This window comes from Mesorhizobium waitakense, assembly GCF_056431085.1.
In genome coordinates this window covers 1-19,988 of the sequence record NZ_JBWKME010000119.1, presented here as the reverse complement: position 1 = coordinate 19,988, position 19,988 = coordinate 1, and the positions used below count along the sequence as shown (strand labels likewise).

Genomic DNA, 19,988 nt, shown 5'->3' with positions numbered 1-19,988 from the left:
CGGATCGGCTTAAGCAACCAAATCCTACGTCATTTCAACGGCTTGCACCACATCCGCCAACCCCCAATTTTCCGGGCTAATTGTGGTTAAGATTATATCGCTTAATCTTGTTGGCAAGACCGACGCGTGACAGGCCGAGCTCATCGGCAGCACGGCTTTGGTTCCAGTGGTGACGTGTGAGCGCCCGGCGGACAATTTGCTTTTCGAGGCTTTCGACCTGATCCTTTAGCGTCACACCTTCCGGCTGGAAGATGCTTGCCCCATCCCCTTTGGGACGCGGCGCGGCGTTCAGCAATGCAGGCGACATATTTCGAGTCGTTAGATACTCGCCGTCCTTTGCCAGCGCCACCATACGACGGATTTCATTCTCGAGTTCGCGCACATTGCCGGGAAACTCTCCATTGGAGAGTTTGTCGATGACGCTGGCGCTGATGCCAAGGATTTTTCGGCTGAGTGCGTCCGCGTGCTTGGCAGCGAAAAATTCCGCGAGCGGCGCGATGTCATCGGGCCGCTCACGCAGCGCCGGCACTTCGAACTCAAAACCTTTCAGTCGAAAATAGAGATCCTGTCGAAATTCGCCTCGCGCGACCAAATCATGAAGCGGACGGTTTGAAGCCGCGATGACGCGAACGTTGCAATGAAGGACCTTATCTGCACCCAGCGGCTTGACTTCTCCTTCCTGAAGGAAGCGCAGCAAGCTGACCTGGAACGAAGGTGACACTTCCGAAATCTCATCAAGGAACACCGTGCCCCCATCGGCAGCGCGAAACAGTCCGAGACGATCAGAGATTGCTCCGGTAAATGCGCCGCGCTTGTGGCCGAACAGCTCAGACTGCAACAATTCGTCCGACATTCCGCCGCAATTTTGCACAAGCAGCGGACTGGTTCGTCGCGTCGAATTGTAATGGACAGCGCGCGCAAGCAATTCCTTTCCAGTGCCGGTTTCGCCTTGAATGAGGATCGGCAGTTCCGTGGTGGCGGCTTGGCGTGCCAGGTCGCACATCTCAGCCATTTTCTCACTGACATAGACAAGCTTCTCGAAGCGTTGGCTTTCCGGCCGAAAGGGCGAGCCTTTGCGCTCGCCGAAGATGAGCGAGGCACCAGAGATCTTGAACTCGCGCGCGAGAATCCGATGGCGGCGAGCCAGTTCGCGAGTCTCCAGTGCTCGCTCTACGACCAGACCAAGCTGCACGGCGTCGAGTGGAGTGAGAAGGAATTGGTAGATCGCCGCTCGCGCCAGCGCCTGCATGGACACGCGGTGCGAATCTGGGGTTACGTACACGCGCACAATGTCAGGATGAGAGACGCGCAGCTGGGTTAGAAAGTCAAGCCCGCTCGTGTCGTCACCACCGTCTTCCGCAATCGCCAAGTCAACCTGGATACTGCTCATCGCCGTAAGCGCCTCGGCAGGGGAACTTGCAAGGACAACCCGATAGGCATAGCGCTCCGAAAGCACCTCGCATGGCGACCTCCATTCGCTTCCGGGTCGTGCTAGAATGACGATCGTGCCTGGCTGATCCATGAAAGATGGTTTCCACTCTGCGTATCTTGTTAGCAGCGGGACACATAGACATCAATCGCGAGTTTAGGCCATCAGGCGTCAAGTGCTTTTCGAAAAGCGAGGTCGGCCGACTGCCCAGATCGCTTCAATGGCGGCTGCAAGATCGCCGAGATCGGCGATAGTCAGATCGGCTTCGGCGGCCTCGTTGGGGCTTCTCATATAGCCGTTGAGAAGGAAGACGACCGGCAGGCTAGCGTTGTGCGCTGCATCGATGTCGATGGCGCTGTCGCCCACCATGACGGCATCGCGGGGCTCCACGCCAAGCCGGCGAGTGCGTACAAGAGCATGTCAGGCGCGGGCTTGGGTACCAATGCCGCATTTGCGACGAGAGACCGGCAATTTCTCTGGGGTTACGCGGCGCGCAGAAGGGGGGGTTGGGCTTGAATAGTGGGGGGCACGTTTGGCTCTGGCTGTCGGAAGGGTGCCCGCAGCCGATCGCGAAGTTCGCCATTGATCTCCGCCGTCCGGACCTGCATGAGCATGTGGGCCCCGTGGGAGGACCTGCGCATCTGCTGCTTTTTGACCATCCGCTTGCTGACGAGTGAATTCACCGCCGACTCGGCCAGAGCGGAGGCAACGCGAAGCCCAGCCCGATAGCGCTTTCCATAGTTGACGATCGCGCCGCGATTTGAATGGACATAGGTCAGGAGCTGCGAGGCGAGGCTAAAAAGCCGTGCAATCGAGAACTCGCCGTCCCTTTGCGAGTCTTTCAGTCTCGCCAGGAGTTGCTCCAGGTCGCGGATCGCGCCATCGACCCGCCCGTGCCAGAGACGCCACTTCACGGCTTTGATGTCCTTGTCGATGGTTGGAAGCACTTCAAAAGGGTCGGACTGGGAACGATGTGATCGGCGATCTGCTGCATGGGCTGGATCTTTATGGCAATGTGGAACCAGTCGATGATGTGGGCTGTCGGCTTCGGCATGGCGCGGGGCAGCCGCTTCAGGATTTCGGCGCCGTCCGAGATCACGCCTGTCCGAAACATATATACAAATTTCGGACAGAGCCATCTCGTCTCCGCTTATGACTTACCTGGTTGCCAGTCGCTCATCTGCAAAATGTTTCCGCCGAGTTTTGCGAACGCGCGTTGGCGACAGGAGAAAACGAGAATCTGCTGATCGCGTGATTGACGATGCAAAGCGTCGAACATGCGCTCAATGCGATCGTCATCGGAATAGACCAACGCGTCATCGAGGATAACCGGTGTGGGTCGCCCGTCGCGGGCGAGCAGACGGGCGAAGGCCAGCCGGGTCAGAACCGAAAGCTGTTCTCGCATGCCGCCACTCAACCTCTCGACATCCTCGTCCTGACCATTGCGACGAACGGTCTGCGGCAACAGTGTATTCTCATCGAACACTATGGAGATGTCGTCGAATAACAGTCTGAGCAGCGGCCGCAGCTCGGACATGACCGGCGTGAGATATAGATCGCGTGCCGCCGAGCGCGCAGCGACCAGCGTTGTACGCAGCCGGTCGAGGACGGCCTTTTCGATTTCGAAGCGTCCCACTCGCTCTTCAGCGACTTCCAATTTTTCTCTGGCCTCGCGCCAAGCTTCTTCCACCGCGTCGTCGGACCGGGTGCGAATATGGCCATTGAGATCGGCTAGAGTTACACGCAACTGACTTGCTTCCTGCGTGGCGGCATCCTGGACCGAGCGGGCACGGCGCAGGACAGCTTCGGCGCTGGTGAGATCGTGAGCGCCGTCGCGCAGCGGCGCAGCGCGCATCTCAGCCGCTTCGCGCAGAGTTTGTCGTGCGGTGGCCTCGGTAAGGAGCAAGCGCTCCTTTTCCTGGCGCGCTGCGTCAGGTCCCAATATGACCTCGAGGCTGGTCAGTTCCGCCTGGATGGTCAGGTAAGCAGTCTCGGCGGCCATGACAGCCTCGTCGGCGTGGCTGCGCAGGGGCAGGGCCTCGCGCACGTTGTTGCGTGTTGTCGCCACACGCTGCTGGGCTGCTGCATGATTTTGCCGGATCTGTCGCGAATCGACTATAAGTTCGAGGTTCCCGGCCGCGAGGGCACTCAGTCGGGCAAGCTCCTCGTGCAATTGCTGTATTCCCTTGGGCGCGAGATCGCCGAGCCGCTGACGCGCCAAGCCCAGTTCGGCAGCCTTGTCGCGCGCTTCAACCAGGCGCTGGCGTGCCGTCATGAGGCTGTCGACGCCAAGGGACGCAAGCAGGCTGTGGTGCTTCGCTTCGGCTTCTTCGATGGTCCGGTTGGCTTGCTGGGGCCGAATTGAGCGCAGGGTCAAAGCTCCGATGCCGGCAATGTCTATGCGCACGGTGCCAGCAAAGCTTTGGTCTACTGCATGGAGCAAAGGCTTGGCATCGATGGTCACCAAATCGGCGGCGCCGTCCCGATATTCCATGCGTAGCGTCGGCAGGGTTCCCAGTTGAGCTGCACGAAGGCCCGCAATGTCGATTTCGAGCGCTTGGAGCTGCTCGACAGCCTGTTCCGGCACCGCCAGCATCGCCAGCGCTGCCTCTCCATCTTCGATCTGGGTTCTGGCGACTTCGGCTTGTTTCAGCCGGTTGTGTAGGCTTGCCAGTTGTTCGGCTGCGTCGCGCGCCAAGAGGGTCGCATCCAGCCGCGCGAGCAGTTCGCGAGCTTCGCGCTCTTCCTGTTCGGCTACTTGAACTTCTGCCATCACTTGTTCGTTTTCGACTATGGCAGAAGCGCGCCGATCGAGAACCTCACTGCGGCGAAGCTGCGCAATTGTCGACTGCTCGCGCAAATCCGCGGCTCGTTTGAGCGCGGTCCGAAAACTATCGAGGGCCTGCTTCGCCGCGTCGTGGTGAATTGCGGCCAGGGCAGCTTCCGCTTCAGCAGCCTTCAGGGCTTCGCTATGCGATTTGGCAGCCTCGACCGCGGCTTCGGCGGCCGAGATACCCTCCCGCCGGGTAGCGCCTTCTTCAGGGTTTTCAAGCTCAGACAGACGCGCCAACGCCATGCGCCGCTTGTCGAGCGCATCGCGCAGACCTGCAACTTCGGCGCTGAGGCGCAGTTCTTTTTTCAGCAGTTTGTCACGCTCATCGAGCGCCGCCGCATAGAGACCGCCGCTCTTGGGACGCAGCGTTGACGTAACCAGGCTATAGAGTTCTTCTTCGCATGCGGCGGCGATTTCCGCCATGCGTCGCCCGCCGGTCAGGGCTTCAACTTCCCCCTGAACCGAGGATAGTAGGCTTTCGCGCACGCGTTTGTCGCCATCCTCCTCGCTTTTGCTTCGCCTTTCGATGCCGGTGACTCCTTGGCGAACCCAGAGCAATCCTGCCGGTCCTGCGGTTCCGCCATGGATTAGATTGCCAATAAACGCTTCGGCCTCATCCGCTTGAGCCAACAGTCGGCTCCGCTCGAGGTCGGTAACGCTGGCCAGCTTGCCACCATAAAACTGCTTGGTAAGCCGATAGCGTCCTTCTGAAGTGGTGATGTCGGCCTCCACCACCGGATTGCCACCACTATAAGGCCGTAGCAGTCTTACGCCTTCGGGCGTCCCCGTATGAGGCTGGAAAAAGAGTGCATGGAGTGCTTCGAAGAAAGTTGATTTGCCGAATTCATTGACCGCGCAAAGCACGTTGACGCCGTCGCCTATGTTCTCGATGGCGACGCCTTGCCCAGCGAACCGTTTGACGTTGTGCAGCCGAAGGGCTGTAAGTTTCATGATCCCATCGCCTCGCAATAGCTAAACAGCCGAACCAGTGCTTGTCGTGAAATGTCGCGTTCGACAGTCGACCGCCTTTCGTCGGTGCTTTCATCCAACAGTGCCTGCGCTGCCTCGCGAAGGGCGCCGGAGCGACCGATCCGATCCAAATCGCCGCTTTCGCAGTCGGTCGCCAGGCCGTCCCCTTGCAGCTCCAGATAGGCGTAGTCCGGCGCGACTGCCGCGACCGCGGCTTCGAGGGCGGTTCGTCCGCTTACCCGTACCCGGCCAGACGCGGCAATTCGCAGCAAGGTCTGACGCCGCAAGTCTGCCGGTGGTAGCAACGCTTCGAATGCCGCCGCGCTGTCATCGCCAGACAGCAAATGCAGTGGAGCGGTTTTCCAGGAAAAGCTGGCTGTTTCGACGGCCACGATCTCGGGCAGGGCGCCAGGCCCGGCAATGGAAACGACAAGGGCCTGACCGGGTGTATCATGCTTGAAACGGTCAGGTTCGGGCGCACCGCTGTAGCGGCTGCGCTCATTGATGGTGACGGGCCCGTGCCAGTCGCCAAGTGCCAGATAATCGAGGCCGGCCTTGGTCGCGCGATCTGGTGCAATGACGTCGGACGCTACTGAATCTTCTGAAAAGTTCTGAATGGCGCCATGAGCAAGTCCGACCCGGATGGCGCCTTGCGGTGTCGCGGCGTTGTTCATCCACTCGGTAAGGTCGCGACCGGGTCTGCGGGTCGTGCACGGTGCGGGCAGCAGCGCCACGTCCGCAGCAATGGTCAGGATTTCGGGCCGGGTGGCCAGTATGACATTGTCCGGCACAACGCTGCCCGCAGCGCTCCACAATTGATCAGCTAACAGTGAATCGTGGTTGCCAGGGAGCAATATCCAGCGCAAGGGCGCGCTCCGGCTCATCTCGGCAAGGGCCTGCCGCAACATCGCTGGTGTAGGCGTTTCGGTGTCGAACGTATCGCCGGCCAGCAATATGGTGGATGCACCATGGACCCGTGCCTGTTCTGCCAGCCGGCTGATCGCGCTATGGCGCGCTTCACGGAGCCGCCCGCGCAGATCCTCCGGCATGTTGCCGAACCGCTTGCCGATATGAAGATCGGAGCTGTGGATGAAACGAAACATGGAGTCTCCGAGACTATGTCTGTGCCAGGTAGTGCCGGGCGCGATCGATGGCCTCATCCAGCCGGGAGCGTGATATCGCCGCAAGTCGCTCGACGCCGAGCATACGTGCAAGGTCGAGAGCGGGATCCGACTGTTCCAGAATGTCTTTGTTCGCGACGACGACAGCGGCTAGCTCGGCCATTGGAATGTCGGCAATGGACCGGCGGGCATAGGCGTCAAACGGCATGCGATAATCAAACAGATCGACCACCGTCCCCTTCTTCCATAGGAAGCTGCCGCTGGATTCTTCAGTTCTATCAAAATCGCGCAGATGCAGGTCGATCCGCTCCCGAATCTTGTTGCCCGTTCTGAGCCAGCCATGCGCCCGTGCGATGCGCTGCGCAAGGACGTCTTCTCGCAGCGGGCCTTCCTGTTCGATCACTGCGTCGACCATGGTCCGCAAAGTGCCTCGGTAGGCGAAGTCGTAAAAATGATCCGGGCTGGTAGCGAATGCTGATAGGTCTGTGAGGCGATAACGGTCGTCCGTCGGTATGGAATCATGCGTCGAATTCGCGGCAGCAGGCAAAATTGCTCCAGATGCTGATGGGTGCTCTACCGTCGCGACGGGAGCGGCGACAAGCTCTGGCTCTGATTTTATCGACAAGCTTGCAGGTTCGCCGATCGATGCAAACTCTTCGGCTGGCAATGGGTCTATGGGGTCGACCTTATGTCCCATGTCCCATTGGATCACCGCTTCACCTTCCTGTTGTTCAGCTTGCTTGCGACGGCTTTCCTCGAGCAGCGCGGCCAGGCTGGCATGAAGCCTCTCGGTGCAACCTTCGAGATCAAACCACCAATCGGTTGACCATACCCGGACAATGTTCCACCCGAGGCCTCGCAGGACCTGCTCTCGGACCTTGTCTCGATCTCGCGCCGTGGCAGAACTGTGATAGGCAGCGCCGTCACACTCGACCCCAGCCAGATAGGCTCCGGCAAGATCGGGATGCCGGATCCCTATATCCACTCGAAAGCCAGAAATGCCAACTTGTGGAACGATGGTCCATCCGCGCTTCTCAAGCTCGGCGGCTACAGCCTCCTCGAAAGGGGATTCCAAAGCCCCGACCGGTCCGCGTTCCTGCGCTGGCAATGCCACGGCGCCGCGCTCGGCAAAATCGAGGAAGGTTTTGAGATGCTGTACACCGATTGCCTTTGTCCGGTTGGGGTCGATCTGGTCGGCGGTAAAACCTGAAAATACTATCAATTCCTGCCGCGCACGCGTCACCGCGACGTTCAGCCGGCGTTCGCCGCCGTCCCGATTTAGCGCGCCGAAATCCATGGAGCGCTTGCCGGCGTTATCTTGCGAGAAAGTGATCGAAAACAGGATTATGTCACGCTCGTCGCCCTGGACATTTTCCAGGTTCTTGACGATGGCGGGTTCAATACGATCGTCGGCAAAGAACCATTCAAGCTCCGGCTCCATCTGTCGCGCCTTGTCGAAAAAGTCGAGGATGAGCGACTGCTGTTGCGCGTTGAAGGTGATGACTCCGAGCGTGGGTCGGTCCTTTTCCGGAAGGGCCAGCCAACGCCGCATCCTGCTGACCGCCTCGTCGGTGACCGCCTGGGCTTCGATGCGGTTGGTGCGACTTTTTCCTCGGTCGTAGATGCCGGTCGTGATTTTTCGCAGCTGCACTGCCCGATCTTCCACCGTTGGGGAAGGGAAGGTGATGAGCCTATTCTGATAGTAGTGATGGTTGGAGAAGGCGATCAGCGACTCACTGCGGCTGCGGTAATGCCAGCGCAGATCACGCACCGGGATGCCGGCCGCTTTGGCTTCGTCGAGAATGCTCTCAAGATCCTTTTCGTGCTCGACGACTTCCTCGTTCTCCTCGTTGCGGCCAAAGAAATTGGTGGGCGGCAACTGCTTGGGATCGCCTACGATTATGGTTTGATGGGCCCGCGCGATGGCACCGACGGCGTCCCAGGTGGTGATCTGCGATGCTTCGTCGAAAATGACTACGTCGAACAACGACTGGTCGGGAGGTAGGTATTGAGCGATTGAAAGAGGCGACATCAGCATGCAGGGCGCGAGCTTGGCAAAGCTCGACGGCATAGCACCGATCATCTCGCGGATTGTCCTGCTGGGCCGCTGCAATTCCATCTGATGGCGCAACAGGCCCAACTCGGAATTGCGAGGGACGCTTTGCACAGCCGGCAAACCATGAGCGATGGCGCTGATGACGCGAAGGCTTGCTTGAGCACGGACAAGATCGTCGATTTCCCGGAAATCGTCGATGGCATGCTCGTGCTGGAAGCGCCGGAACTCTCGCAGCACCGGATCGGCATCCAGCGTGGCCGGCAGCCACCAGCGCACGTAGCCTAGGCGGAACGCGGATTGAGCTTCGGTTGGTCGCACTAGACCCGCCTCGATATCGTCGACCAACGCTCCCAGATTCTGACTGACAGCTCTGCGACGTATGCCGCACCACGAAGTCCAGTCCCGCAGAAGATGACGGGCATTGAGCAAATCTCCCATCGCGGTCGTCATTTCGGTCAGCGGGTTATCATGTCCTGCCCACGAAGGCGTCTTTCCAGCAGGGATCGCAAATTGGGTCCTCGCAGCCTCGAATGCTGTAGCAGCCGCAAGGAAGCGAGCTGCCCCATGGCGCATCGTACTATCTGCTGCACCGCTTCGCAGGCTCGGGGCGGTTGCTTGGAGGAGCGCTCTGAGATCCTCCGTGCCGAGGCCGGGCAGGCGTAGCGTCTGTCGAAGCCTTTCGGCGATCGAGAGTATCTGATCGATACTACGGGTGTCGGTATTAAGTGCAGCAAATCCGACCGGCTTGCCAGATAGGATGTTGGCTTCGACAGTGGCGCGGCTGTCCTGCATCACGCGCAGCAGTGGCAAGTCCCGCTGAGGATCGGCCCCGCCCTCTGTGACATAGCCTTGAAGCAGCTTCTGGACTTTGCGTTTGCCCAACTGACTGTTTGGCCAAAAGGCAGAAGCAGCCTGTTGCCATTGCTGCTCTATGTTCTCTATTCGTATGCGCGCAACAGCAGCCTCGTCATAGTGTGCCGACAGGTCCTTGCGAGACTTGCGATAGTCCCTGATTGCATCATCGAGACTCGCGAGGGCTCCCCGCAACTGGGCGAAATCTCGATCAAAGACAATGCTGAGGTCATAGCCGGCACTGTCCTGGAGTGCCCCTGCTAGTTTTCGCAGCGCTTCGAGCTCTGCTGTTGACGCATCGCCTTTGGCGCGCAGGCCGATGCTCACCAGGAAGGCGTCGAGTGCGGTGGCTAGAACCTCGGACGCACTCTTGAGGGTCTTTGCCCCTTCGAGCAAGTTATCCTGCAAGCCCGACGTCCACTCGGTGACATCTATGAGACGCAAGACCGGTCGCATCTCCACTGACTGAAATGCGAGACCTGTTTCGGCGGCAATACGCTCCAGCGCCAGCCGGCTTGCCTCGTCATGGCCATCGCGCGAAGGCCACGACAATCCCGGAGCATGCCGTTGCTTGTTCTTGAGAGCGATGCCAAGCGCCAGATAGGGCGTGAGACCATTGATATGGCGCCGATGCAGCGCTTCGACATAGGTATTCAGTTCGTCGCGACGGACGCGAAGCCGCTCATTGATCGCAATCCACTCCGCGGCGTCCACGCGCACGCCGCTTTCCCAGCTGATCCTGAGCTGGTTGAGAAAGTTGCGTCGGTCCGCCTTACTGGAATGGAGTTCGAGACAATGCGCGCCCAGGCCATGTTCGCGCAGGCGGCGATACACCACATCGAGCGCCGCCGTCTTCTCGGCCACAAACAGCACAGTTTTGCCAACTGAAAGACAGTTGGCAATCATGTTGGCGATGGTCTGGCTCTTGCCAGTGCCGGGAGGACCGATGATGACAAAGTCGCGGCCCTCAGCGGCGGCAAGGCTTGCCGCGGTCTGTGAAGAGTCGGCCGGCAGCAGCGAAACGATATCGGACGGGGCATAGTGCCGGTCGAGTTCGCGCTCGTCCCGGAATGATGCGCCACTGCCCTCGAACGCTATCTCCGGCGTATCGATCAGGTGGCGTACTACGCGGTTTTCGCGCAGAGCATCGGTACGCTCGACCAGATCTTTCCACATCAGGAATTTGGCGAAGGAGAAGGTTGAGAGCGCCGTCTCGTCCACTACCTCCATACCGGGGACGTCGCGCACTGCCTGACGCATAAGACTTAGCAGACGGGGCACATCAACGCCGCTTTCGTCTTCGGGCAGCTCCCCGGAGAACTGAGGCAGTTTGAGCTCGAAGTCGCGCTCAAGAAACTGCAACAAGGTTGCGTTGAACCGCGGCTCATCTTCATGAAAGCGCAAGGTAAAACGCGATGTTGCGCTGCGGCGCTCGATTTTGACCGGCACGAGCAACAATGGCGCGCGATAGCTGCGCTCGTCCTCCGGCTTTTTCTTCCAGCGCAGGAAGCCGACCGCCAGGAAAAGCGTATTCGCGCCGCCCTCGGCAAAGTCGTTGCGAACTTGGCGGTAAAGATCGATCAGTCGGGATTCCAATTGGTGTCCATCGAGCGTCGATGGGAGCTCGTCGCGCAGGAGCGCTTCTGCTGCAAAACCGCGCTGCAGGTCACGTCCATGGACTTCGCGATAGAGGGCAGCATCACGCTCGCCCAATGGATTCTGTTCGGGCAGCGATATGAGCCTGATCGAAGCGCCTGCCATCAGGCGATCCTCTAGATAGCCGACGTCGGTACAAAGAAACGGAATTGTCTTCTTGGAGTCCGGAAAATTGAGCAGGCGGTTCCGCAGTGTCAAATCAAGGAGCTTTTTCTGCCAGCGGTCGATCCGCCCGGCAGCTGTCGTCGGCTTCACCTCGACGATGTCGGCAGGCAGGGCTGTCACGGCCGGTGCCGCTGGCAGCGGCAGCGCGATTTCGGTTGCCACTTCGGTATCCACGCTGCGACGCATCGGTTCGTGCGAGGCAAGCGGAGTAATGCCGCCGCTACGCGAGCGGCGGATATCGATGGCGGCGACAAAGGTGCCTACCTGCGTTTCGTCGAGCCGTTGTTCGATTGCTCGTTGCGCAGCCTCCAGCGTCATCGCCGGCCGATGCGTTACACCGGTCGTCTCAAACACGATCAGTTCGCGCGATGCCAGCGCCTTGCGTATCTCCATGGCATCGGTCTCGATGGCGTTGGCGAGCGTCTTTTGTGTTATCCAGGCGCCGACGGCAGCGTGGCCCTGGAACATAAGGACGACTGCATGCAGGCCCGTCGCCTCCAGGGCAGAGGCGAACAACAGACTGGCATCGAGACAGGTAGCCAGCCTCTCCGCCGTAATTGTTGAGGGACGTCGAATTTTTTGGCCTCGGCTTTCGAAGCTTGCAGGAGGCTCTGCATAATGCAGGGATAGACCGGCAACGGCCGAATAAATTGCGGCCGCCAGCATGAATGCGCGTTGCGGATTGCCGCTTTGATAGCCATCGAGGCTGGAGGCATGACCATGCGCTGCGAGCCGCTCCGCTGCGGAACGTAGCAATCCTGCGATCGCCGGGTCGTTCGGCATGACGAATGCAGGTAGCAATTGCGCCATATCGATGACGCCACCCCATTCGTCGCGAGCAAGCAGGCGCACAGCAATACGCTGCTCGGCCAGCACTGCGCCTCCTGAGGTGAGCCGCAGCGTTATCTCCCCGCGCTCAGCCTCATTGAGACCGGCCAGATAGCTGGCGTCGAGATCGATTTTTCGGTCGCTTAAGGGAAGCCGGTCGCCGGCAACAATCCGATCAATCGTCCAACTCTTGGCGCGCAAAAATGGTGGGTTCGATGTCAGGTCGAGAGTGCATTTTTCGAAACCCTGCTGGGTCGGGTTGTTGAGCGCGATAGACCGGATCACCGGAATAGCATTTTGGAAGGACGCATATGTAAAGCTGGCGGCGATGTCCGCCACGACTTCTATTACGGGCGCGGCTGATATACCGGCGGCATCGCCAGTGTCTGAACTCGTTTCCATGCCCTATCCCCTTTTTCATTTACGATAGAACTTTGCGGCCAGAATTTGAAAGTAAATTCTCGCTATTGTCGCCGCTTAGTTCTTCAGCAGCATAAATCCCTGAAATTCGAACCGCCTTGGTCAGTTCGACAGTTTTCGACCGCTGCAGGAATTGTGATCCTTGCTGCCGGGACAGCACGCTATTGCGTGGTGAGGCAGCTGCTCGTGCTTCACGTTTCGTTGAGCCGCGCTGGTCGTTCGTTTGAGGCCGGACTGCGCCCGTTCGTCCGGACAACGCAACTGGTGGGCCTTGGTCCGGCTCCTTTCAGGACCACAGGTGTTCGCCCCTTTTGGCTCGAAGCAAACAATCGCAGGTGAAGCCGCGCATGACAGCTTTGCGCCTCCTTCCAGTCGCCCAACGCGACAGCAGCTCAACCCGAGAGCGGCCGGTCCCTCAGTTCAAGGCTTGAGGGTTGAAGTCGCCTGTTTGACTGCGAGTTCTGCCGCCTTTGCAGCGTCCCGCGACATCCTGAAGAAGTCGGAATGGGATTCCCATCGCATAACCGGCGAGATCGGCGGCACGAGACAGATGTCGTGCCAGTACGGATTCGATCCGGAGACACGCGGTGCCCACGTGATCTCTGCTGACAAGCTCGACAGGCTGCGCGGCTTCCCAACTGAGGCCGAGGTCGACCGCAGGGACCGGGGCTTCCCGGCTTTCCTGCCTCGTGCCGAGCATCTGTGGCTAGTGTTCGGAGCTGGCGTGGAATTGCTGCTTGAGACGACGTGGCTGCGGCGCGCCGCCTGGCATTGTGGGGTCGCCATGCCAATGACAACGCCGCGCATCGGACGACGCAGCTTTCGGACGACGACGAGCTGCGTGTCGACAGGCTTCGGTTCCGGGCATGGAGGCTGCTGACGAAAGTCGACGCTATGCAGATCGCCGACGTCGACGAGTATCTCGCAGAACGCGTCGGACACGAACATGCCGGTTGGCGCATCCAGCCGACGGCGCAGATGGTCCAGCGCGCCCGCGAACTGCACGAGAGGACAATATCTCAATGCTGCATAAGCCAGTTCCTACCGCGCACGGCGGCCTCGGCATAACCGCGATCCCGATAACTGGGGAACGGCCGAGTCCGAAGAAGTGGCCTAACGCCGTGAGATGGTACATCGGTGATGACGGGCCAAAGAGCAACGGGTCCCGGGTTTCGCGGTACGCGGCAAACTCTCAGAGGGCTGGGTCTTGGAAGGGGCGCCCGAGGAAGAAGCGCAGAAGCAGTCGTTCGGTATCCGACACTGGGGCGGCGACCAGGAAGGGCAATGCGCTCAGAGACATGTCTAACAGAGAGGACTGTTTACACGTCACCCCGGGTATCGTATGTCGCTGCCCATTCCAATAAGAGACATCACTGCTGTGATGTCAGATAGGCAAGCGACATGTCAACCGAATGGCCGAAACGAATCCGCAGCAGGGCTGCGAAGTTAAAGAATGGGAATGCGCTCCTGGCCCTCGCCGAGGAATCGCAGATCCTCTCGGAGATGCGGCGCCGCATCATGAATGGCGAGAAGCCCGTAACAGCGCTGTCCGGCGAGATGGTCGAGCGCTTCGGTCAGGAAGATGCCGAGCATCACGGACTCCGCCAGCTCGCTGGGGAAGCGACCGCGTTCATGGTCGAAAGCATGCTTGGCGCGGTCCGTTCGTCCGGATCGAGAAAGATCCTCGACGACCAAGTTTTCAGTTCAGGCACGCCTTTCCGGATTCCCGGACAGACCAGAGAGACCGTTCTTGCCGAGCCGCTGGCGACCGAGCTTCTGGTCCGGCACGTGACCGATGCCGCACTCGCCGACCTGGCGGCCCTCCTCGCCGCCGAACAGGAGCGCCGCCTGACGACCTTAGCGGTCAGCCAGCAGCTTCCTGACTTTAGCGAGGCGGGTCCGGCAATCCTGACCCGCCACCGCTAGCCGCTCGAGATACAGCGCAACGTCCCGCTGAGTCTCCCAGACCTCCGTCGCCACGGGTTCCGGCATGCAGTCGAACAGCGAACGGGGGGAATCGGATTTGCGTTCGACGATCCTCGTGACGACCTTCGGCTCCGGGTCGTCACACACCATGTCGTGAGAGAAAAATCTATCGAGCTGGGATGACGTGTCGCTGCGCGCGGTTGACTGTCGGCGAAATCTGCAAGCATTGGGCGGCGCCTAGTTCGGCGTCATAGTCGCCGAGATGGAACTGAAGCGCATGCGCTCACAAGCCTCGACGACCTTCTTACGGTCCTTGATGGGTTTGCTATGGAAGAGCTCGTTCCGGGTTTCCTTGATGACCCGCAACATGTCGTCGAACACGGTCTTGTCGAAGTTGAATCGCAGCTCCGCGTTGGCGCAAAACATGCCCCGCATCAAGCCCCAGTCCGCCTTGATGATGCTCCAGAGTTCAGCGGCGCAGGAGGCGTGGACGGGCACTAGCTATACGCAGCTTTCTAGATGACAAGCGCTTTCAGCGGAGTCATGTTGTCCTGTCGGCGGTCTTTCCGCCCCCCTTTGTGTCGTTCAAGATCTCAGCCCACGGGAGGCCCAGATGATTGATCGTCTCAACCTTGACCCAGCCCTCTATCCAAGTGACTTGGAAAGCCTGAAATCGGTTTTCGACCAGCTTTGCCAAGAGAGAGATATCCAGCCGGGATCACCAGAAGCTGAGAATGTTGCCTCTGACCTGGTGCGCCGTTTCCAGACCGGACTTAGCGACGAAACCTGCTTGCTCATAGCAGCCAGGGCGCGACAGCAGGATTTGCGGCGGGTAGGCTGAATAAATAAGTCCACAGTGGCTCGTAACGCAGCTGCTTACTGCTTGTCTTGACGCGAAGGGCGAAGTCGACAGTCGCCCACCGGACTCGCTTGGCCGCGCATTCAATCGTCGCTGCGAGAAGCCTCTCTTGGCATCACTGATGACCGCTTTCAGACATGCGCCACCTAGAAATCCCAAAGTGAGCGATGAGCATGTCGCTGAGAAGATCGGCCTGACGAATGTACCGGGCGTCCAGGCAATGTCTTCCGAAGCCTAGGTTCCGGCAAGGCTCTCGACCTTCACGCGGCGCGGGCGGCCGAAGCCAGGCGGAATCTGCTGCCCGAGACCTACAGCCCGGTACAGATACATCGTCCTTGCTGTGTCTTTCTCCAAAATTTTGATATGAACTGGTTTGGCTTCGCAGCCCGACTGAGCAACTGACATAAGGAATACGCATATGGCGACTGGAACCGTGAAGTGGTTCAATAGCACCAAGGGTTTTGGATTCATTCAGCCCGACAATGGTGGTCAGGACGTTTTCGTCCACATCTCCGCTGTGGAGCGCGCGGGTCTCGGCACCCTCGTCGATGGCCAGAAGATCAATTTTGAGATCGAGCAGGACCGCCGCACCGGCAAGTCCTCTGCCGGCAATCTGAGCAAAGCAGGCTAATTTTCTCGTAGTCACGGATGTACTGGCGGCTGCGCCAAGAGCGCACGAAGGATGATAGATCCGAGGGCCGGGGCAGCGGATTGCTGCAAGTCTTCAAACGATCATGTGAAATCAGTTTGTTTGGCAATAAAAGGCGGGATATCTTCCCGCCTTTTGGATATGGGATGGATTATAGGATGCTGATGGCGATCCGGCGAGACTGGGCAGGCCGGTACGCCCGAGCTTATTGCTTGCTTGGCTCTACAGCGCGGCCACGGTGGTCCACCGCCGTGTCGTTGAAACGTCACCGTAGCTGACCCATATGCACATCGCATCGGATGCCTCCTCCCATCGCGTCCGACGCGTTCCCCTCTGGAGGTTTTGAACCTTCATACTTGGCCGGGCTTAACAGTCCGGCCTTTCTATTCGTCAGGTCACCTCGTGGAGGCACGTTCTGACAGGTCGTCTGTCGAACCTTGGCCGAGAATGAAATCAAACACGGGTTGAGGCTGACCGAGCGCAGTCGCCTGCAGGTTTGCGGGTATGCCTGCCGCGGCTCTGGCTTGTTCGGCAAGCGCTGCGGGCAACATGCCGAGCGCGCGCGCGAAGGTTTGATCCGTCGTGTCCATCAGCAGGTGAAGGAGTCCAGCGGCACGCCCGGCATGACGCACCGCCGCGGCATGCTTGCCCTCCCGGATCTTCACGCCGGCCGCCGATAACAGGATCAATCCCTTGAAGAGCATCCGGAGCGGATCGCCTCGATCCGCGACCTGCCAAAGACCTTCCCAAGCCTCATGGGCTTCCCAGTAATAGCCGTGATTGAACAGGTCGAGACCCCATAGGAACATGTCTGACTCAAGCGACGCTTTTGCAGGGACCGGCACGGCTTCGCTGTGGTAGCTGTGTCCTGCGGGATCGCGCACGGGATGCGGTTGCTTGCCCGGCAGATACGCATAGGATGGAAAGCGCCTTTCCGGCAGGCAGCGCGGGCGCAACATCGAACCAATAGCCATCAAATACATATAGCACGGCCGAGACCTGAACTGACGTCAGTTCCAACGCATCAGGAATGACACTTAGCAATAGCCGCCAGCAAGAAGCCCCATATGCTCTGCCTCGGCCGAACGACGCACACTGCGAACAACGATCAGTTCGTGATCTTATCGCGCACGCCCATCCCACGTCGCGGGTTCGTTCTTCGGCCAATTGAGACGTTCAATGCCTGTGCGGGGCATGGGCCCCTTGCCACAAGAACCGGTACTTTAATGCCATGCCGACGTCAGATGGGCGATTTGCGCGCCGACCTCGTAATACGCTTCCCTGAGGCCAAGTGAGGAGATTTCTTGCAGTTCAGATTGCGGCAAGGCCAGTTCAGTCTCGGTCTTTTCGCCAAGGATCAGAAGTGCCAGCTCTCGACCGAACACCGTGCCGGGCGAAATGCCGCGGCCGTTGTAGCCTGAGAAACCGATGACGTTTTGGGCGTGCTTGTGGAATCTCGGCATTGCATCCGTGGTCATGCCGATCTGTCCGTACCACTCATACTCGAACTCCGCATCGCGAAGCTGCGGATAGAGTTTCGACAGGGCACGGCGCGCCCAAGCCTTGTGGATGGCAGTGCCCGTGTTGCGTAGCGCGCCGACGCTGCCGAACACCAGCCGCCCCGCTTTATCCAGCCGGAACGAAGAGAGGATCGTTTTGGTGTCCCACGTGCCTTCTCGTCCTGGCAGGATGGACTGTAACAGCTCGGCCCCGAGCGGCTTGGTCGCTAGGTTGAAGTAAGGTAGATGTACCTGTTCGTTGCGGACGCTTGTCCATGGTCCGGTGCTGTAGGCGTCAGTGGCGACCACCACCCATTCGGCCTCGACCGCGCCATTCGTGGTACGCAACGTCCATCGACCGTTCTTTTTGCCAGCTGCCACAACTGGACTGGAGGTGCAGATTATCGCCCCGGCGCGGAGGCAGGCCTGGGCGAGGCCACGCGCGTATGCGAGCGGCTGGAGTGTACCGGCACGTCGATCGAGCAGTGAAGCCGCATAGGCCCGGGTGCCTAGCCTCTTTTTCGTTTCGTCGGCGTCGAGTACCTCCACCGGCGCGCCTCTTCTTTGCCACTGTGCCTCGCGCTCCCGAATCTCCATCAACCCGGCTTGGCCTACCGCGCAGTGGAGCGTGCCGTTTCGTTCCAATTCACAGTCGATGCGATGTCTATCGATGAGGTCCATGACCATTGCCGGACCCTCACCGAGCAGCCTCAGCAGCCGCTCGCCGTGAATGGACCCGAGCTTGGCGGTAAGGTCGTCCGGCATCAGCCATAGGCCGGCATTGATCAACCCGACATTACGCCCGGCGCCGCCGAAACCGATCTCGCGGCCTTCCAGCAGGACGACCTGGCGTCCGGCTTCTGCCAAGTGCAGCGCGCATGACATGCCGGTATACCCACCACCGACGACAACCACATCGGCGGAAATTTGCCGGTCGAGTGCAGCCGTTATAGGAGCCTGCGGCGCGGTCGCCTCCCAAAGGCCGTGAGAGCGGGGGTCATTCAGCATCGAACGGTTCCGAGTGCATTTTTTAAGATTGGTCGCCTAGGCGAGTCGCGAGCATGCTGCGGAGATGCGCAGGATTTCTTCTCTCAACTCGGCTTCGGATGTCGCATAGGAAATGCGGAAGAAAGGTGATAGGCCGAAAGCAGCGCCTGGGACAACCGCGACACTGGCCTCCTCGAGCAGGTAGTTGCAGAAATCATTGTCAGTTTCGATCCACTTGCGGGCTGGCGTCGATTTGCCGATCAGGTCTGCACAACTGGCAAAGGTGTAGAAGGCCCCCTCCGGATTGCGACAGTCGATGCCTTCGATCGCGTTCAATCCGTCAACAGTGAGATCGCGGCGGCGACGAAAACTCTCGGTTCTTTCCTTCAGGAAGTGCTAAGGGCCGGACAGGGCCTCGGCAGCGGCAGCCTGGCTGACAGATGACGGGCAGGAGGTCGACTGGCTCTGCACCACCGCCATCGCCTTGACCAGCTCTCGCGACCCGCCGGCGTAGCCGATCCGCCATCCGGTCATGGCATAGGCCTTCGAAACGCCGTTTACGGTCAGCGACCGCGCCTTCAGGCGCGGTTCCAGCGCCACCGGGGTGACGAAACGAAAACCGTCATAGATGATATGCTCGTACATATCGTCCACCAGTAGGCTGACATGCGGATGCCGCAGGAGCACCTCGATCAGAGGTCGATAGTCGGCCTCGCTGTAGGCGGCGCCGGACGGATTGGAGGGTGAATTCAGGAGCAGCCATTTTGTCCTCGGCGTAATCGCTGCCTCGAGCTGACTTGCCGTCAGCCTGAACCCAGCCTCCGCTTCACAAGGGACGAAGACGGGGCTGCCCTCGGCGAGGGCGACGATATCGGCATAGGAAGTCCATGCCGGCGTCGGGATGATGACCTCATCGCTGCAGTTCACCGTCGCCATCATCGCATTGAACAGTATCGGCTTGGCACCGGCAGCCACCGTGATCTCGTCTACCGCATAGTCGAGGCCGTTCTCACGGCGGAATTTTTCCCGGATCGCCCGCTTGAGTTCCGGCGTGCCATCGAGCGCGGTGTATTTGGTGTCGCCGCGTTGGATGGCACTGCAGGCCGCCTGCTTCACATTGTCGGGCGTGTCGAAATCCGGCTCACCCGCTCCCAGGATGATCATCGGCGCTCCGTCGCGCTTTAAGGCCTGAGCGCGGGCGCCGATCTTCAGGATCGGCGAAACGCCGATCGTCGATAGACGCGAGGCAGGCACGAAGCCGGCCTGATCGATCCTTGTGCTGACGGTCATTGGTTGATCCTCAGTCGATGTCGAACGAGACGCCTTGGGCCAGCGGCAGCGCCTTGGAATAATTCACCGTGTTGGTGGCGCGGCGCATATAGGCCTTCCATGCGTCGGAGCCACTCTCGCGGCCGCCGCCGGTTTCCTTTTCGCCGCCGAAAGCGCCGCCGATCTCGGCACCGGAGGTGCCGATGTTGACATTGGTGATGCCGCAATCCGAACCGTCGACACCGAGGAAGCGCTCGGATTCCTGCAGGTCGCGGGTGAAGATCGACGACGACAGGCCGGCGCCGACTGCATTGTGCTCGTCGAGCACGGTGTCGAAATCGGAATATTTCATCACATAGAGGATCGGCGCGAAGGTCTCTTCCGTCACCGGCGAGACTTGGCTTTGCATTTCGACCAGCGCCGGATGCACGTAATAGGCATCCGGATGGCCGTTCTCGACCCGGGCGCCG

At 59.8% G+C, this 19,988-nt stretch carries 13 protein-coding genes and 2 pseudogenes; 4 read left to right on the top strand and 11 right to left on the bottom strand.

From position 1 onward, the window contains the following. Positions 1-76 precede the first annotated feature (76 nt). The 6 genes and pseudogenes from AC07FD_RS25485 to AC07FD_RS25460 form a co-directional block, all read right to left on the bottom strand. Positions 77-1,390, bottom strand: a complete 1,314-nt coding sequence (locus AC07FD_RS25485; protein WP_378920656.1) for a sigma-54 dependent transcriptional regulator — start codon at positions 1,388-1,390, stop codon at positions 77-79. Between the two features lie 210 nt (positions 1,391-1,600). Continuing rightward, positions 1,601-1,819 carry an HAD family hydrolase gene (locus tag AC07FD_RS25480; RefSeq protein WP_378920658.1) on the bottom strand — a complete coding sequence of 73 codons (219 nt, stop codon included), beginning with the start codon at positions 1,817-1,819 and terminating at the stop codon, positions 1,601-1,603. Between the two features lie 196 nt (positions 1,820-2,015). Next, positions 2,016-2,193, bottom strand: a pseudogene (locus tag AC07FD_RS25475) (ISKra4-like element ISMet1 family transposase); the annotation flags it as partial. Between the two features lie 386 nt (positions 2,194-2,579). Next, positions 2,580-5,213 carry an AAA family ATPase gene (locus tag AC07FD_RS25470; RefSeq protein ID WP_095088828.1) on the bottom strand — a complete coding sequence of 878 codons (2,634 nt, stop codon included), beginning with the start codon at positions 5,211-5,213 and terminating at the stop codon, positions 2,580-2,582. Beyond that, the gene (locus AC07FD_RS25465; RefSeq protein ID WP_095088823.1) at positions 5,210-6,334 is read right to left on the bottom strand and encodes a metallophosphoesterase family protein; all 1,125 of its coding nucleotides are present in this window, start codon (positions 6,332-6,334) and stop codon (positions 5,210-5,212) included. The genes AC07FD_RS25470 and AC07FD_RS25465 overlap by 4 nt, the downstream gene beginning before the upstream one ends. A gap of 13 nt (positions 6,335-6,347) precedes the next feature. Further along, positions 6,348-12,311, bottom strand: coding sequence for a DUF3320 domain-containing protein (locus tag AC07FD_RS25460; RefSeq protein ID WP_478352070.1), 5,964 nt, complete (start codon positions 12,309-12,311; stop codon positions 6,348-6,350). 765 nt (positions 12,312-13,076) lie between these two features. Between AC07FD_RS25460 and AC07FD_RS25455 the strand changes: the two genes are divergently transcribed. Together AC07FD_RS25455 and AC07FD_RS25450 are read left to right on the top strand one after the other, a co-directional pair. Further along, complete coding sequence (locus AC07FD_RS25455) at positions 13,077-13,397, top strand: hypothetical protein (protein ID WP_095088810.1); 321 nt, start codon at positions 13,077-13,079, stop codon at positions 13,395-13,397. 450 nt (positions 13,398-13,847) lie between these two features. Beyond that, a complete protein-coding gene (locus tag AC07FD_RS25450; protein ID WP_167392232.1) occupies positions 13,848-14,255 on the top strand; it encodes a hypothetical protein in 408 nt (135 codons plus the stop codon). Between the two features lie 237 nt (positions 14,256-14,492). Here the strand turns inward: AC07FD_RS25450 and AC07FD_RS25445 are convergent, their stop codons facing one another. Next, positions 14,493-14,753 carry a hypothetical protein gene (locus AC07FD_RS25445; RefSeq protein WP_478352069.1) on the bottom strand — a complete coding sequence of 87 codons (261 nt, stop codon included), beginning with the start codon at positions 14,751-14,753 and terminating at the stop codon, positions 14,493-14,495. A 115-nt stretch (positions 14,754-14,868) separates the two neighbouring features. Here AC07FD_RS25445 and AC07FD_RS25440 point away from each other — a divergent pair, with 115 nt between their 5' ends. Next, the gene (locus AC07FD_RS25440) at positions 14,869-15,096 is read left to right on the top strand and encodes a hypothetical protein (protein WP_095088800.1); all 228 of its coding nucleotides are present in this window, start codon (positions 14,869-14,871) and stop codon (positions 15,094-15,096) included. 436 nt (positions 15,097-15,532) lie between these two features. Further along, positions 15,533-15,745: a cold-shock protein gene (locus AC07FD_RS25435; protein ID WP_095088798.1), complete on the top strand. Its 213-nt coding sequence runs from the start codon at positions 15,533-15,535 to the stop codon at positions 15,743-15,745. Positions 15,746-16,158: 413 nt separating this feature from the next. Here the strand turns inward: AC07FD_RS25435 and AC07FD_RS25430 are convergent, their stop codons facing one another. The 4 genes and pseudogenes from AC07FD_RS25430 to AC07FD_RS25415 form a co-directional block, all read right to left on the bottom strand. After that, positions 16,159-16,746: a DUF309 domain-containing protein gene (locus AC07FD_RS25430; RefSeq protein ID WP_478352068.1), complete on the bottom strand. Its 588-nt coding sequence runs from the start codon at positions 16,744-16,746 to the stop codon at positions 16,159-16,161. 240 nt (positions 16,747-16,986) lie between these two features. Next, positions 16,987-18,270 (bottom strand): NAD(P)/FAD-dependent oxidoreductase, encoded by a 1,284-nt coding sequence (locus tag AC07FD_RS25425; RefSeq protein ID WP_095088794.1) that lies wholly within the window; start codon positions 18,268-18,270, stop codon positions 16,987-16,989. 36 nt (positions 18,271-18,306) lie between these two features. Further along, positions 18,307-19,539, bottom strand: a pseudogene (locus tag AC07FD_RS25420) (pyridoxal phosphate-dependent aminotransferase). Between the two features lie 10 nt (positions 19,540-19,549). Continuing rightward, positions 19,550-19,988, bottom strand: a 439-nt coding sequence (locus AC07FD_RS25415) for an aldehyde dehydrogenase family protein (protein WP_478352067.1), incomplete at its 5' end; no start/stop codon positions are given.

What these genes read in the sequence shown, in the direction of transcription:
- AC07FD_RS25485 (WP_378920656.1), bottom strand. Translation starts at nt 1,390, where the DNA reads ATGAGCAGTATCCAGGTTGACTTGGCGATTGCGGAAGACGGTGGTGAC.
- AC07FD_RS25470 (WP_095088828.1), bottom strand. Translation starts at nt 5,213, where the DNA reads ATGAAACTTACAGCCCTTCGGCTGCACAACGTCAAACGGTTCGCTGGG.
- AC07FD_RS25465 (WP_095088823.1), bottom strand. Translation starts at nt 6,334, where the DNA reads ATGTTTCGTTTCATCCACAGCTCCGATCTTCATATCGGCAAGCGGTTC.
- AC07FD_RS25460 (WP_478352070.1), bottom strand. Translation starts at nt 12,311, where the DNA reads ATGGAAACGAGTTCAGACACTGGCGATGCCGCCGGTATATCAGCCGCG.
- AC07FD_RS25450 (WP_167392232.1), top strand. Translation starts at nt 13,848, where the DNA reads ATGAATGGCGAGAAGCCCGTAACAGCGCTGTCCGGCGAGATGGTCGAG.
- AC07FD_RS25440 (WP_095088800.1), top strand. Translation starts at nt 14,869, where the DNA reads ATGATTGATCGTCTCAACCTTGACCCAGCCCTCTATCCAAGTGACTTG.
- AC07FD_RS25435 (WP_095088798.1), top strand. Translation starts at nt 15,533, where the DNA reads ATGGCGACTGGAACCGTGAAGTGGTTCAATAGCACCAAGGGTTTTGGA.
- AC07FD_RS25430 (WP_478352068.1), bottom strand. Translation starts at nt 16,746, where the DNA reads ATGTATTTGATGGCTATTGGTTCGATGTTGCGCCCGCGCTGCCTGCCG.
- AC07FD_RS25425 (WP_095088794.1), bottom strand. Translation starts at nt 18,270, where the DNA reads ATGCTGAATGACCCCCGCTCTCACGGCCTTTGGGAGGCGACCGCGCCG.